We start from the raw sequence: 13,995 nt of genomic DNA, 5'->3' as shown, positions 1-13,995 counted from the left end.
TGAAGAGGTACACATCATGGCTTACTCAGAAAAAGTGGTTGACCATTACGAAAACCCCCGCAACGTGGGTTCGTTCGACAAGGGTGACGATTCGGTGGGCACCGGTATGGTCGGCGCGCCTGCCTGCGGCGACGTGATGAAGCTGCAGATCAAGGTGAACCCTGAAACCGGCGTGATCGAAGATGCGCGTTTCAAGACCTATGGCTGCGGCTCGGCCATCGCCTCGTCGTCGCTCGTGACCGAGTGGGTCAAGGGCAAGACGTTGGATCAGGCGGCGGCCCTCAAGAACAGCGAGATCGCCGAAGAGCTGGCTCTGCCGCCCGTCAAGATCCACTGCTCCATCCTGGCCGAAGACGCCATCAAGGCTGCCGTGCTCGACTACAAGACCAAGCACGCAGCTACTGCAACAGCCGCTGCCTGAGCAACCGAGAGAGATATGGCCATCACGCTGACAGAAGCCGCTGCCCGGCACGTCAACCGCTACTTGTCCCGCCGAGGCAAGGGCCTGGGCGTGCGCCTGGGGGTCAAGACGACCGGGTGCTCGGGGCTTGCCTACAAGCTCGAATATGTGGACGACAGCGAGCCCGAGGACATCGTGTTTGAAAACCACGGCGTCAAGGTGCTGATCGATCCCAAGAGCCTGGCCTACATCGACGGCACCGAGCTGGACTTCGTGCGCGAGGGCCTCAATGAGGGCTTCAAGTTCAACAACCCCAACGAGCGTGACCGCTGCGGTTGTGGGGAGAGTTTCCGCGTTTGAGCGCCTGCCGCCTTCGTGCCGTCAAACCGCCATCGCGCTGCGTGCTGGCGGTTTTTTCTTGGATGTTTCTCCCCCCGTTGCTCCGCGCATGAACCTGCAATCTGACGACTTTGAACTGTTTGGCATCTCGCGCCGCTTTGCACAGGAACGCAATGCCATCGACGCGCGCTGGAAAGAGCTGCAGCGCGAAGCCCACCCCGACAAGTTTGCGGCGCAGGGCGCGGCCGCGCAGCGCGTGGCCATGCAGTGGTCCGTGCGCATCAACGAGGCCTACCGGCGCCTGAAAGACCCGATGCGCCGCGCCGCCTACCTGTGTGAACTGCATGGTGCGCCCATCCGCGCCGAGGACAACACGGCCATGCCCGCTGCGTTTTTGATGCAGCAGATGGAGTGGCGCGAGGCGCTGGAAGATGCCCGCACCGAGAGCGAACTCGATGCGCTGGACGATGGTGTCGCCCAGGCCCGCCGCGCCGCGCTGGCACAGTGCGAGCAACTCATCGACCAGCAGCAGGACTACGCAGGCGCGGCCCGCCAGGTCAGAGCCCTCATGTTCATTGCGCGATTTGCGGACGATATTGAACGCCGCCGAGAGCAACTGGGACAATAGAGCGGATTTGCTTTCCCCTTGGGGCCCCCATGTCGCTTGCTGATGTGATGGTGTGCCCCACCACGTTGAGACCCGAAATTTCATGGCGCTTCTGCAGATTTCCGAACCCGGCCAATCCCCCGACCCGCACCAGCGGCGCATCGCCGTAGGCATCGACCTGGGCACCACCCATTCTTTGGTTGCCGCCGTGCGCAATGGTGTGTCCGAATGCCTGCCCGACGCGCAGGGCAGGGTATTGCTGCCCTCGGTGGTCCGTTACCTCGAAAAGGGCGGGCGCCAGATCGGATACGACGCCGTGGCTGCGCAGGCCCAGGATGCTCGCAACACCATTGCCTCTGCCAAGCGTTTTATGGGGCGTGGCCTGAAAGACGTGGCGGAAGCGGGCAAGCTGCCCTACGACTTTGTTCCCGCCAGTGACGAGGGCGCAGGGGGTATGGTCAGCCTTGCGACGGTGGATGGCAACAAGTCGCCCGTCGAGGTCAGCGCCGAGATTCTGGCCACCCTGCGCTACCGGGCAGAAGACACCTTCAATGACGATCTGTATGGCGCGGTGATCACCGTGCCCGCCTACTTCGACGACGCCCAGCGCCAGGCCACCAAGGATGCGGCCAAGCTGGCGGGCATCCATCTGCTGCGCCTGATCAACGAGCCTACGGCGGCTGCGATTGCCTATGGACTGGACAACGCCAGCGAGGGGGTCTACGCCGTGTATGACCTGGGCGGGGGCACTTTCGACATCTCGATCCTGCGTCTGACGCAGGGCGTTTTTGAAGTCATTTCCACGGGGGGTGATTCGGCCTTGGGGGGGGATGACTACGACGCCGTGCTGGCCGACTGGGTGCTGCAACAGCTGGGACTTCAGGCGATCACTGCAGCGGACAAATCCGCCGTGCGCTTGGCTGCCCGCGCCTGCAAGGAAGCCTTGACTGCTACTGATTCGGTAGCATTCAGCGTTTTACTATCAAGCGCTGAAGCCCGATTTGATGTCAAACGTTCGGATTTTGAGGCGATCACGGCCGACTTGACGGCACGCTCCATGGCCGCAGTGCGCCGTGCCTTGCGCGACGCCCATCTGGCCCGCGACGAGGTCCAGGGTGTGGTGATGGTGGGAGGCTCCACCCGCATGCCGCAGGTGCAGCGCGCCGTGGAGGAATTTTTCGCCAAACCGCCGCTCACCAACCTCAACCCCGATGAGGTAGTGGCCCTGGGTGCTGCCATCCAGGCCAACCAGCTGGCGGGCAACAACACGGCGGGGGATCTGCTGCTGCTCGATGTGATTCCACTGTCGCTGGGCATCGAAACCATGGGCGGGCTGGTGGAGCGCATCGTGGCGCGCAACGAGACCATTCCCACCGCCAAGGCGCAAGACTTCACCACCTACAAGGATGGTCAGACTGCCTTGGCGATCCATGTGGTGCAGGGCGAACGCGATCTGGTGCAAGACTGCCGCAGCCTCGCGCGTTTTGAGCTGCGTGGCATTCCGCCCATGGCCGCAGGGGCAGCGCGCATCCGCGTGACCTTCACCGTCGATGCCGATGGCCTGCTGAGCGTGAATGCGAAGGAGCAGGGCAGCGGTGTGGAGGCGCGCATTGACGTGAAGCCGTCGTATGGCCTCTCCGATGACCAGATCGCGCGCATGCTGCAGGACGGGTTTGCAACGGCCGCGCAGGACATGAAAGCCCGCGCCGTGGTCGAAGCCCGTGTGGACGCCGACCGCATGCTCATCGCCACCCAGAGCGCGCTCGATGCGGATGGCGATGTGCTGAGCCCGCAGGAGCGCGCCGCCATCGATGCCCTGATGGTGGCCCTGCGCCACCAGCGCGATTCCGACGATGCCGCCGTCATCGAAGCCGCTACCGATGCCCTGGCCAAGGGTACCGAAGCGTTTGCCGCCTTGCGCATGAACCGGGGCATTCACCAGGCCCTGGCTGGCAAGAACGTGCAGGCCCTCTGAGCCCGCCGAACGCATCTCTTCGAACAAAAAGCCACCCCATGCCCGTCATCAAAATCCTTCCCCATCCCGAATACTGCCCCGCAGGCACCGAAATCACGGCCCCCGCAGGCACGTCAATTTGCGAAGCCTTGCTCGACAACCACATCAACATCGAGCATGCCTGCGACATGAGCTGCGCCTGTACCACCTGCCACGTCATCGTGCGCCAGGGGCTGAATTCGCTCAACGAGGCGGAAGAAGAGGAAGAAGACCTGCTGGACCGCGCCTGGGGCCTGGAGCCACAATCGCGACTTTCGTGCCAGGCCATCCTAGCGCAAACCGATGTGACCGTGGAAATTCCCAAGTACACGATCAACCACGCCAAGGAAAACCATTGAAATGACACGGCAGATCGTTCTCGACACCGAAACCACCGGCCTGTCGGCCGAGGGCGGGGACCGCATCATCGAGCTGGGCTGTGTGGAGCTGCTCAACCGCAAGCTCACGGGCAACAACCTGCACCTGTACTTCAACCCGGGCCGCGACAGCCACGAAGACGCGCTCAAGGTGCACGGCATCAGCAACGAGTTCCTGAAGGACAAGCCCAAGTTTGCCGAGGTGGTGGACGACATCCTGCAGTACCTGCAGGGCGCCGAGATCATCATCCACAACGCCGCGTTCGACGTGGGCTTTCTGAACAAGGAGCTGGAACTGGTGGGCCGCCCCGCGTTCCGCACCTATGTGGAGAGCGTCACCGACACGCTGGCCATGGCCAAGGAGATGTACCCCGGCAAGCGCAATTCGCTCGATGCCCTGTGCGACCGCCTGGGCGTGGACAACTCCGGCCGGACCTTGCACGGCGCCTTGCTGGATGCGGAGCTGCTGGCCGATGTGTACATCAATCTCACGCGCGGCCAGGACGCCCTGTTGATCGCCGACGACGCGCAGGATAGCGGCGATGGCCTGAAGGTCGCAGCCATCGACCTGCGAGCGCTGAACCTCCCTGTCCTGCGCGCCAGCGAGCAGGAACAGACGGCACATGCGGAGCTCCTTGCGCAAATTGACAAGGCCAGTGGCGGCAAAACAATTTGGCGAACTGTTCAGGCAGCCTGAAAAGCTGTGCCATAATCGAAGGCTGTCACAGCGACACGGGTGATTAGCTCAGCGGTAGAGCACTGCCTTCACACGGCAGGGGTCACATGTTCGATCCATGTATCACCCACCACGCTTTTGACTTCTTGCGAAAGCACCCTGCTTCAGGGTGCCAACGTCGGGTGATTAGCTCAGCGGTAGAGCACTGCCTTCACACGGCAGGGGTCACATGTTCGATCCATGTATCACCCACCAATTTGAAAACCCCTGCAGATTTTTGTCTGCAGGGGTTTTTTCATGGGCGCGGGCATAGGCAGCTGTTTCCGCGGCTGCACCTTGCAGGGCGGCTACAGTGTCAGACTTGATATGCCACGGCGGCTGCGTTTTCTGGCGCCGCGCTGTTTGTCCTCTGGCCTTTTTGCCGCTGTCGATACGCCCCGACCCATGATCACCTTCCACAACCCGTTTCACCAGGGGCATGCCCCCGTCCATGAGTTCTTTCGCGGTGAACGCGTGCCCTGTTTTGAGAAACCGGCACGCGTGGACTATGTCGAAGAGGCGCTGCGGGCGCGGGGCCATGGCCTGATGACCCCGGACGTGGACAGCGGTCCCGTGTTGTCGCAGGTGCATGCACCGCGTTATCTGGCCTTCCTGAAGACGGCCTGGCAGCAATGGCTGGCACTTGACGCTGCCAATGCGGGTGTGCAGCCGTTCCCGTCGGTCTGGCCCGTTCGTACCCTGCGCAGCGATCTGGAGCCTGAGAACTTTGTGGCCCGTCTGGGTCTGTACTCCATGGACAACGGCACCCCCATGGCGTCTGGCACCTGGGCTGCAGCCAAGGCGGGGGCCGATGCTGCCGCCAGCGCTGCGACACGGGTGGCCCAAGGAGCCCGCGCGGCGTTTTGCTGCACACGGCCGCCGGGCCACCATGCCGGACCGGACTTCATGGGCGGCTATTGCTTTTTGAACAATGCCGCCGTGGCCGCACAGGTGCTGCGCAACCAGGGGGCACAGCGTGTGGCGTTGCTCGATGTGGATTACCACCATGGCAATGGAACACAAAGCATCTTCTACGACCGGGCCGATGTGCTGTTCATCAGCATTCATGGCGATCCACGCACCGAGTACCCGTTTTATCTGGGCCATGCGGACGAAACCGGGGTGGGCGAGGGCGCAGGCTTCAATCTGAACCTGCCGCTGCCTGCGGGCACCAGTGCGACCACCTGGTTCGATGCGCTGGAAATTGCCTGCGCGCGGATTGCCCGCCAGGGGGCTGACGCCCTGGTGATCTCCCTCGGGCTCGACGCCTTTGAGGGCGACCCCATCTCCAAGTTTGCGCTGGCGTCCGCCGATTTCACCCGGTTGGGTGAGCGCCTCGCGCGGCTGGGTCTGCCCACCGTCTTTGTGCTGGAAGGTGGCTATGCGGCCGCAGAACTGGGCACCAACGCCGTCAATGTGCTTGACGGGTTCGAGCAGGTCTGAGGGCACAGCACATTGAAAGGAAAGGCCATGACAAATCAGGTGGATTGTGTGGTGGTCGGCGCCGGCGTGGTGGGCCTGGCCGTAGCGCGGGCGCTGGCTTTGCAGGGGCGTGAAGTGATAGTGCTGGAGTCTGCGGACGCGATCGGGACGGGTATCAGTTCGCGCAACAGTGAGGTGATCCATGCCGGGCTGTACTACCCCACCGGCTCGTTGAAGGCCACGCTGTGCGTGCGTGGAAGAGACATGTTGTATGCCTACTGTGCGGAGCGCAGCGTGCCCCATCGCCGCTGCGGCAAGCTCCTGGTGGCAACTTCGTCGGGCCAGTTACCAAGCCTTGAGTCCATCCAGGCGCGGGCCCAAGCCAACGGCGTGCCGGATCTGCGTTGGCTGGGCCGCCATGACGCCCAGGCCATGGAGCCCGCGCTGGAATGTGTTGCTGCGTTGTTTTCGCCCAGTACTGGCATTGTGGACAGCCACGCCCTGATGCTCGCGTTGCAGGGCGATCTGGAGCACGCAGGGGGACTTGTGGTGCTGAATTCGCCCCTGGCGCAAGCAGAATGCGCGCAAGATGCTATAAATTTGGAAGCATTGGACGGCACCCGCTTGCGAGCGCGCACTGTGGTTAATGCAGCAGGTCTGCATGCCCCTGGGCTGGCTCGCCGATTTGTGGGGTTGGCTGCCGAGCAGGTGCCCCCTGCCCGCTACGCCAAAGGCAGCTATTTCACGCTGTCTGGCAACGCCCCTTTCAGCCGTTTGATCTACCCTGTGCCCGAGGCCGCAGGCCTGGGCGTGCATCTGACACTCGATCTGGGGGGACAGGCCAAGTTTGGCCCCGACGTACAGTGGGTGGATTCGCCAGATGACCTGCTGGTAGACCCCGCACGTGGGGATGCGTTCTACGCCGAAGTCCGCAAGTACTGGCCCGCGTTGCGCGATGGAGCGCTCGCACCTGGCTATGCGGGCATACGTCCCAAGATTCACGGCCCAGATGAGCCGGCAGCGGACTTTGTGATCCAGGGGCCTTCAATCCACGGCATCCCTGGCTTGGTCAACCTGTTTGGCATTGAGTCCCCGGGGTTGACAAGCTCTCTGGCGATTGCCGAACATGTGGCCGCACTCGTTTGATCTGTGGCAAGCCATTTGCAATCGGTAACCTCTTGAGACCCCGTCCTACGAAGGGGAACAGGGCGGATGGCTAAGATGAACCGGTGCTCTGCCAGGCCATGCCGACAGCGCTGACTGATTTTTTTTTGCTTAAAGAAAGGCTTGTATGACTGCTTCCGACACCACCACGACCCAGGGCGAACTGGAAAAGCTGGTTTCTGATCTGCGTGGGCTCCTGGCCAACAAAGATCTTGATGCGGTCCCGGAAATCAAGCTGCTGCGCCAGCGCCTTGACGATGGCATGCACAACGTGCGCGAGTCGGCAGTGCGTGCGGCGCAAGATGCCGCCCGCCAGGCCAAGGACGCTGCCCTTGCGGCCGACCGCTATGCACACGATGAACCATGGCGCGTGGCAGGTGCCGCGCTGGCCGTGGGTGCGTTGGTGGGCTTCCTGCTTGCGCGCCGCTGATCTTGGCTGGCAGGGCTCGGTCGCACAACGCAGGGGCTGCGCATGAACTGGCTTTCCCTTCTGGGGCTGGAGTCACTGGTGGCCCGTTGGCGTGCCAATGTGATCGAAGGTGCCATCGCTGCCGAAGACCGCATGGACCTCGCCCGGCTGGAGTGGCAGGATCAAAAACAGCGGCTGCAGCAGATGCTGGTGCTGACCATTGTGGTGGCAGGGCTCACGGTGGTGGCATTGATCATGCTCTCGTTGGCGGTGCTCGTGCATTTTTGGGATACGCCCCATCGCACCCTGGTGGCCTGGCTGGTTGCGGCTGTCTGGACCGTGGGTTGGGCTGCCACACTGATGTCGCTCATTTCCGTCGCGCAGAAGGCGGGCAACGGCTTTGCTCTCACGCGCCGCGAGCTCGCGCAGGACTGGCGTGACATCAAGGAGCGTTTGTAATGGCGACATCCCATCCGTCCCCCTCCGTAGCGCCTCAGCCCGTCGTTCCCCCGCCTACTGCCGAGCAGCAGAGGCTTCTTGACCGCATTGCCATGCAGCGAGACCGCCTGCGCGCCCGCAGGGCTGCGCGGGCACAGTCGCTGGCCTTGGTGCAGCGTGAACCGGGGGCGGGCGGCATTGACGAATCCTTGGTGCTTCGCGCCGCAGGGTTCGCGCGGGAGCATCCCCTGGCAGTTGCGGCCATGGCAGGGGTTGCCTTGGTGGCAGGGCCGCGCCGCCTGATCCGATGGGCGGGCGTGGTGCTGCCCATGCTGATGCGGCTCCGACGCTAGGCGGGTGCTGCATGCCTCTGCTCAGAGGCGCCTGCTTCTCGTAAATTGAAAAGAGCCGCTGGCCACAGCGGCTCTTTTTTGTTTCCGGGTCAATGGGGCAGCCTGGACTCAACCCAGGGCCTTGATGGCCTTTGCTGCCTTCACCACCAATGCGGGGCCTTCATAGATCAGTCCGGTATAGATCTGCACCACGTCGGCGCCCGCGCGGACCTTGCTGACCGCATCCTCGGCACTCATGATGCCGCCCACGCCGATGATGGGAAAGCGGCTGCCCAGCGCGGCGCGCAGTTGACGAATGACCTGGTTGCTTGCCTCCAGCACCGGGGCTCCGCTGAGGCCGCCGGTTTCCCCGGCATGGCGCAGGCCCTGCACCGCAGTGCGGCTGATGGTGGTGTTGGTGGCGATCACGCCGTCCATTCCATGGCGCTGCAGCGTGGCGGCGATCACGGACACCTGGGCTTCATCAAGGTCGGGGGCAATCTTCACAAACACCGGCACGCGGCGGCCATGCTGCGTGGCCAGGGCCTCACGCCGCTCGGCGATGGCACCCAGCAAGGCATCCAGGGCCGCGTCGCTTTGCAGCGCGCGCAGGTTCTGGGTGTTGGGTGAGCTGATGTTGACCGTCACGTAGTCTGCGTGGGGGTAGACGCCTTCCAGGCAGGCCAGGTAGTCGCTGGTGGCATTCTCGATGGGGGTGGTGGCGTTCTTTCCGATGTTGAGGCCCAACAGGAGGGGATGTTTGCGACTTTGTGATCGAAAGCGCGCCTGCTGCACGTTGTGCAAGAAGGCGTCCAGGCCTTCGTTGTTGAAACCCAGACGGTTGATCAGCGCCCGGGCTTCGGGCAGGCGGAACATGCGCGGCTTGGGGTTTCCCGGCTGCGCCTTGGGTGTCACCGTGCCCACCTCCACAAAGCCGAAGCCCATGGCGCCCAGGGCGTCGATGCAGCGGGCGTTCTTGTCCAGGCCTGCTGCCATCCCGACGCGGTTGGGAAAGGTCAAGCCCGCCAGTTCCACGGGATCGTCCACGGTTTCATTGCACCAGGCCCACTGCAACGGTGTGCGCTGCCCGCGCGCCAGCATGTCCATGGTGAGTTCGTGGGCGGTCTCGGCATCCAGGCCAAAGAGAAAGGGGCGGGTGAGGGCGTAGGGGATCAGGGACATGGAGGGATAATTCAAGGATTACCCCTGATTTTCTCCCATGACGACCACTCCTTCCCTGACCCAAGACGAACTCAAGACCCTGGTAGGCCAAGCGGCGCTGCAATATGTAGTGCCTGGCGAGATTGTGGGCGTAGGCACCGGCTCCACCGTCAACAAGTTCATCGATGCGCTCGCCACCATCAAGGACCAGATCAAGGGAGCTGTATCCAGCTCGGTGGCCAGCACGGAGCGGCTCAAGGCGCTCGGTATTCCGGTGTTCGATGCCAACGAAGTGGATTCGCTCGCGGTCTACATCGACGGTGCCGACGAGATCGATGGCAAAGGCCATATGGTCAAGGGCGGTGGCGCTGCGCTGACGCGCGAGAAAATCGTCGCTGCACTGGCGAGCCGCTTTGTGTGCATTGCCGACGAATCCAAGCTGGTTCAGGCGCTGGGGCAGTTTCCTTTGCCGGTTGAGGTGATCCCAATGGCGGCCAACCACATTGCGCGGCGTTTTGCGGCGATGGGCGGCCAGGCACAGTTGCGGCTGCGGGACGGGCAGCCCCTGGTGACCGACAACGGTCAATACATCCTGGATGTCCGCGGGCTCTCGATCACAGATCCGCTGGCGTTCGAGTCCGATATCAACCAATGGCCCGGGGTGGTGACGGTGGGAGTTTTTGCCCACCAGAAGGCGTCGGTCTGCCTGCTGGGCACGGCGCAAGGCGTCAAGACGCTCACATACTGATTCCTGGCTTCAGTAAACATTTTGCGCGCAAAGGAAAAGGGGCCTGAAAAGGCCCCTTTGTTTTGACAGCCCACGCCAGCTTGTTCCCGGTTTGGAGCTGGCAGGTTTCCCGCGAATTGCGTGGCTTAGAACCGGATACCCGCCGGATTGCTGGGTGTCGGTCCATCGTTGACGGGTGCGGGGGGACGCGGACGCGCTCTGGAAGGCGCGGTGGGAGTGGCTGGGTCTGACGATGCGGGAGTCGTTGCAGGTTCTGCTGTCGCTTTCACGGCAACCAGCGGCGTGGGCGCAGGTTGGCGGTAGTTTCTGGGCAGAGCCGATTGCTTGGGGTAGCCTGCCGCGTCCAGATACTGGACCCATTCCCCTTCGGAAAAGCCTGCGAGCTGCTGGCCGCCGATGGTGCCAAAGGGCAGGCCGGTACCGCCGCTCAGCCGTTGAAGCGCCGCGATGTCCTCGTTGCTGGACACGGTGCGCTCGGTGAAGGGAACACCCCGAGAAGTGAGCAGGTTGCGCGCGGAGGTGCAAGGCGGGCAGTCGTTGCCGGTGTAGATCGTGACAGGAAAGCGGTTGGCGATCTGGCGCAGTTCGTAGGGCAGCGCGCCGTTCGCGGCAGCGGGTACCTCGGTGGCCGCGCGGGCAGGTTGCGCGTTGGCGTCGGCGGGTGCTCGGTCCGAAAACGTCACCTTGCCATCCGGGCCGACGATGCGGTAAACGCCTTGCGCCTGCACACTGGCACACGCCAGCGTCATCAACAAGGACGCCAGCAGGGGGGCGGTCAACGGCTTGTGCATGTTCATTCTCCTCACTCCTTCGTGGTCATCAGGCCCCGGGCGCAGGGTGTGCACGCCAGGGCCATGGTTCGGTTCAGGCGGTTGACTCTTCGGCCATGCCCTGGTGGCGCAGAAGGGCGTCCAGGCTTGGCTCGCGGCCCCGGAAGGCCTTGAACGATTCCATCGCAGGGCGGCTGCCGCCGGCTTCCAGGATGGCCTGGCGATAGCGGCGGCCCGTTTCGATGCTGGGCAGGCCATCGCTCCCAGAGGTTTCCTCGAAAGCAGCATAGGCGTCTGCACTCAGTACCTCGGCCCACTTGTAGCTGTAGTAGCCAGCGGCATACCCGCCCGCAAAAATATGGCTGAAGGTGTGTGCCGTGCGGCTGAATGCTGGGGGTTGTAGCACGGCCACTTCGCGGCGCACCTGGTCCAGCAGAGGCATGATGTCCTGGGCCGGGTCGTGTTCGGTGTGCAGCAGCATGTCGAACAGCGAGAACTCGATCTGGCGCAGCGTCTGCATGCCGCTCTGGTAGTTCTTGGCGGCGATCATCTTGTCGAACAGCGCGCGGGGCAGGGGCTCTCCCGTGTCCACATGGGCCGTCATGTGCTTGAGCACATCCCATTCCCAGCAGAAGTTCTCCATGAACTGGCTGGGCAGCTCCACCGCATCCCATTCCACGCCGCCAATGCCCGAGACGTCACGCTCGTTCACCTGGGTCAGCATGTGGTGCAGGCCGTGGCCAAACTCGTGGAAGAGGGTGATCACGTCGTCGTGCGTGAGCAGTGGCGGTTTGCCGTCCACACCACTGGCGAAGTTGCACACCAGGTGCGCCACCGGGGTCTGCAGTACGCCCGTGTCGGGGCGCAACCAGCGTGTGCGCACATCGTCCATCCATGCGCCGCCGCGTTTGCCGGTGCGTGCGGGCTGGTCGAGGTAGAACTGGCCCACCAGCTGGGTGCCCTTGTGGGTACCTTCCGGATGCGCGCGCTCGATGCGGTAAAACTCGACGGCCGGGTGCCAGACGGCGGCTGTGTCGCGTCGGATGGACACCTCGAACAGGGTTTCGATGATCTTGAACAGGCCCGCCAGCACCTTGGGCGCCGTGAAGTACTTCTTGACCTCCTGCTCGCTGAAGGCGTAACGCGCTTCCTTGAGTTTTTCGGAAATGTAGGGCCAGTCCCAGGCCTGCGGATCGGCAAGACCCAGGTGTTCGGCGGCAAACGCGCGCAGGTCGGCGATGTCCTTCTCGGCGTAGGGGCGGGCGCGGCGGGCCAGGTCACGCAGGAAGGTGATCACCTGCGCCGGTGACTGGGCCATCTTGGGCACCACGGACACTTCACCAAAATTGGCGTAGCCCAGCAGTTGAGCCTCTTCGCGGCGCAGTGCCAGGATTTCGCTGATCAGTGCCGTGTTGTCGAATTTGCGCGCGTCGCCCTCAGCCTGATCGGAGGCACGGGTCACATAGGCGCGGTAGAGCTTCTCGCGCAGTTCGCTGCGCGTGGCAAACTGCATGACCGGCAGATAGCAAGGCATCTTCAGGGTGAGCTTGTAGCCTTCCTTGCCGTCTGCCTGTGCTGCGGCCAGCGCGGCCTGTTGCACATCGTCTGGAATGCCTTCCAGTTCTTCGGCCGTGGCGTAGTAGGCGTAGGCGTCGGTGGCATCGAGGGCGTTTTCGCTGAATTTCTGGCTCAGCTCGGCCTGGCGCTCCTGGATCTGCGCAAAGCGTTCCTTGGCGGCACCGGTCAGTTCTGCGCCGCTCAACACAAAGTTGCGCACCGCGTTCAGGTGGGCCTGACGCTGTTCCGCCGTCAAGGTGGCGGGGTCGATGGCCTTGTATTTGGCGTACAGGCGTTCATCGGCACCCAGGCGCGTCCAGAACTCGGTGACCCGGGGCAAGGCGGCGTTGTAGGCGGCGCGCAGTTCGGGGGTGTCGGCCACGCTGTTGAGGTGGCTGATGCTGCCCCAGGCAGTGCCCAGCCGTTCGGTGGCCACATCCAGCACTTTCGCAATCGCGTCCCAGCGGGCCGGAAAGTCGGGGGCGGTAACGGCCTCCAGCGCCGCGTTGGCGCGCTCGAGCAGTACATCCACCGCAGGCACCACGTCCTGCGGTGTGATGCGGTCGAAATGGGGGAGGTCCGAGAAGTCGAGAAGGGCGTTGCTCATGCGAAATCAGATGGCGCCAGATGGCGCAGGTTCAAGTTGCAAAGCAGCCGGCATCGACGGCACTGACCCAGGTCAGTGCGCTGCGGTGCGCTCGGCGGCTTCGATGGTGTTCACCAGCAGCATGGTAATGGTCATGGGGCCAACCCCGCCAGGCACGGGGGTGATCCAGCCGGCCACTTCCTTGACGCCGTCAAAGTCCACGTCGCCGCAGAGCTTGCCGTCCGCCTTGCGGTTGATGCCTACGTCGATGACGATGGCACCAGGCTTGACCATGTCGGCTGTGAGCGTGTTGGCGCGGCCGACCGCTGCCACCACGATGTCGGCCTGGCGGGTGTGGTAGCCCAGGTCGGGGGTGCCGCTGTGGGTGACGGTAACCGTGGCGTTGGCCTGCAGCAGCAGCAGGGCCATGGGCTTGCCCACCGTATTGCTGCGGCCAATGACCACGGCGTGCTTGCCCTTGATGGTCTGGCCGGTGGATTCGATGAGCTTCATGCTGCCGTAGGGCGTGCAAGGCCGGAAACCTTCCAGCCCGGCCATGAGCTCGCCCGCGGAGAGGACCGAGTAGCCATCGACGTCCTTGGATGTCGCAATGGCCTCGATGACCTTGTGCGGGTCGATGTGCTTGGGCAACGGCATTTGCACCAGGATGCCGTGTACCGTGGGATCGGCATTGAGCGCCTCGATACGGGCCAGCAGCGCGGCTTCGCTCAGATCGGCGTCGTATTTTTCAAAAATGGAGCGCACGCCGCTGTCTTCGCAAGCCTTGACTTTGTTGCGCACGTATACGGCCGAAGCAGGGTCTTCACCCACCAGGATCACGGCCAAACCGGGCTGGTGGCCGCGGGCGGTGAGCGCTGCAGCGCGTTGCGCCACCTCGCTGCGCAGTTGGCGGGAAAGGGCGTTGCCGTCGATGAGTTGGGCTGTCATGTCAGAGAATATGAGTCAAATTGGTCTCT

16 protein-coding genes and 2 tRNA genes are annotated in these 13,995 nt (G+C 63.4%); 14 read left to right on the top strand and 4 right to left on the bottom strand.

Going from position 1 to position 13,995, the window contains the following annotated elements; genetic code table 11:
• Nucleotides 1-16 precede the first annotated feature (16 nt).
• The 13 genes from iscU to ARADN35_RS0101910 all read left to right on the top strand — a co-directional run bounded on the left by iscU (nt 17) and on the right by ARADN35_RS0101910 (nt 8,217).
• A complete protein-coding gene (gene iscU / locus ARADN35_RS0101970) occupies nt 17-421 on the top strand; it encodes a Fe-S cluster assembly scaffold IscU (RefSeq protein ID WP_010458426.1) in 405 nt (134 codons plus the stop codon).
• Between the two features lie 15 nt (nt 422-436).
• On the top strand, nt 437-760 hold the full coding sequence (gene iscA / locus ARADN35_RS0101965; protein ID WP_008904781.1) for an iron-sulfur cluster assembly protein IscA: 324 nt from the start codon (nt 437-439) through the stop codon (nt 758-760).
• Between the two features lie 88 nt (nt 761-848).
• Nucleotides 849-1,367 (top strand): Fe-S protein assembly co-chaperone HscB, encoded by a 519-nt coding sequence (gene hscB, locus ARADN35_RS0101960; RefSeq protein ID WP_010458422.1) that lies wholly within the window; start codon nt 849-851, stop codon nt 1,365-1,367.
• Between the two features lie 82 nt (nt 1,368-1,449).
• On the top strand, nt 1,450-3,321 hold the full coding sequence (gene hscA, locus ARADN35_RS0101955) for a Fe-S protein assembly chaperone HscA (protein ID WP_010458420.1): 1,872 nt from the start codon (nt 1,450-1,452) through the stop codon (nt 3,319-3,321).
• A gap of 38 nt (nt 3,322-3,359) precedes the next feature.
• Nucleotides 3,360-3,698: an ISC system 2Fe-2S type ferredoxin gene (gene fdx / locus ARADN35_RS0101950; RefSeq protein ID WP_010458418.1), complete on the top strand. Its 339-nt coding sequence runs from the start codon at nt 3,360-3,362 to the stop codon at nt 3,696-3,698.
• Nucleotide 3,699: 1 nt separating this feature from the next.
• Entirely contained in the window at nt 3,700-4,413 is a 714-nt protein-coding gene (gene dnaQ, locus ARADN35_RS0101945; RefSeq protein WP_010458416.1) for a DNA polymerase III subunit epsilon, read from the top strand.
• Nucleotides 4,414-4,450: 37 nt separating this feature from the next.
• Nucleotides 4,451-4,525 (top strand) — tRNA-Val (locus tag ARADN35_RS0101940).
• Nucleotides 4,526-4,572: 47 nt separating this feature from the next.
• Nucleotides 4,573-4,647: transfer RNA gene (locus ARADN35_RS0101935), tRNA-Val, on the top strand.
• A 189-nt stretch (nt 4,648-4,836) separates the two neighbouring features.
• Nucleotides 4,837-5,874 (top strand): histone deacetylase family protein, encoded by a 1,038-nt coding sequence (locus tag ARADN35_RS0101930; RefSeq protein ID WP_010458414.1) that lies wholly within the window; start codon nt 4,837-4,839, stop codon nt 5,872-5,874.
• Nucleotides 5,875-5,901: 27 nt separating this feature from the next.
• Nucleotides 5,902-6,999 (top strand): NAD(P)/FAD-dependent oxidoreductase, encoded by a 1,098-nt coding sequence (locus ARADN35_RS0101925; RefSeq protein ID WP_010458412.1) that lies wholly within the window; start codon nt 5,902-5,904, stop codon nt 6,997-6,999.
• A gap of 145 nt (nt 7,000-7,144) precedes the next feature.
• Entirely contained in the window at nt 7,145-7,447 is a 303-nt protein-coding gene (locus tag ARADN35_RS0101920; RefSeq protein WP_010458410.1) for a DUF883 family protein, read from the top strand.
• 42 nt (nt 7,448-7,489) lie between these two features.
• The gene (locus tag ARADN35_RS0101915; RefSeq protein ID WP_010458409.1) at nt 7,490-7,885 is read left to right on the top strand and encodes a phage holin family protein; all 396 of its coding nucleotides are present in this window, start codon (nt 7,490-7,492) and stop codon (nt 7,883-7,885) included.
• Nucleotides 7,885-8,217: a hypothetical protein gene (locus ARADN35_RS0101910; protein ID WP_010458408.1), complete on the top strand. Its 333-nt coding sequence runs from the start codon at nt 7,885-7,887 to the stop codon at nt 8,215-8,217. The genes ARADN35_RS0101915 and ARADN35_RS0101910 overlap by 1 nt, the downstream gene beginning before the upstream one ends.
• A 108-nt stretch (nt 8,218-8,325) precedes the next feature.
• On the opposite strand, the gene ARADN35_RS0101905 is transcribed toward ARADN35_RS0101910, so the two are convergent.
• Nucleotides 8,326-9,378 carry a quinone-dependent dihydroorotate dehydrogenase gene (locus ARADN35_RS0101905; protein WP_010458407.1) on the bottom strand — a complete coding sequence of 351 codons (1,053 nt, stop codon included), beginning with the start codon at nt 9,376-9,378 and terminating at the stop codon, nt 8,326-8,328.
• Between the two features lie 37 nt (nt 9,379-9,415).
• Between ARADN35_RS0101905 and rpiA the strand changes: the two genes are divergently transcribed.
• On the top strand, nt 9,416-10,105 hold the full coding sequence (gene rpiA, locus ARADN35_RS0101900) for a ribose-5-phosphate isomerase RpiA (RefSeq protein ID WP_010458406.1): 690 nt from the start codon (nt 9,416-9,418) through the stop codon (nt 10,103-10,105).
• A 125-nt stretch (nt 10,106-10,230) separates the two neighbouring features.
• Here the strand turns inward: rpiA and ARADN35_RS0101895 are convergent, their stop codons facing one another.
• The 3 genes from ARADN35_RS0101895 to folD all read right to left on the bottom strand — a co-directional run bounded on the left by ARADN35_RS0101895 (nt 10,231) and on the right by folD (nt 13,966).
• Nucleotides 10,231-10,902, bottom strand: coding sequence for a glutaredoxin domain-containing protein (locus ARADN35_RS0101895; RefSeq protein ID WP_010458405.1), 672 nt, complete (start codon nt 10,900-10,902; stop codon nt 10,231-10,233).
• Nucleotides 10,903-10,969: 67 nt separating this feature from the next.
• On the bottom strand, nt 10,970-13,039 hold the full coding sequence (locus ARADN35_RS0101890) for a M3 family metallopeptidase (RefSeq protein ID WP_010458404.1): 2,070 nt from the start codon (nt 13,037-13,039) through the stop codon (nt 10,970-10,972).
• A gap of 72 nt (nt 13,040-13,111) precedes the next feature.
• Nucleotides 13,112-13,966, bottom strand: a complete 855-nt coding sequence (gene folD / locus ARADN35_RS0101885) for a bifunctional methylenetetrahydrofolate dehydrogenase/methenyltetrahydrofolate cyclohydrolase FolD (RefSeq protein ID WP_010458402.1) — start codon at nt 13,964-13,966, stop codon at nt 13,112-13,114.
• Nucleotides 13,967-13,995 lie beyond the last annotated feature (29 nt).

The organism is Acidovorax radicis N35 (assembly GCF_000204195.1).
Taxonomy (GTDB): Bacteria; Pseudomonadota; Gammaproteobacteria; order Burkholderiales; family Burkholderiaceae_C; genus Acidovorax; species Acidovorax radicis.
Note: the sequence above shows the minus strand (reverse complement) of the source record. Positions and strands in the feature narration are given on the sequence as shown.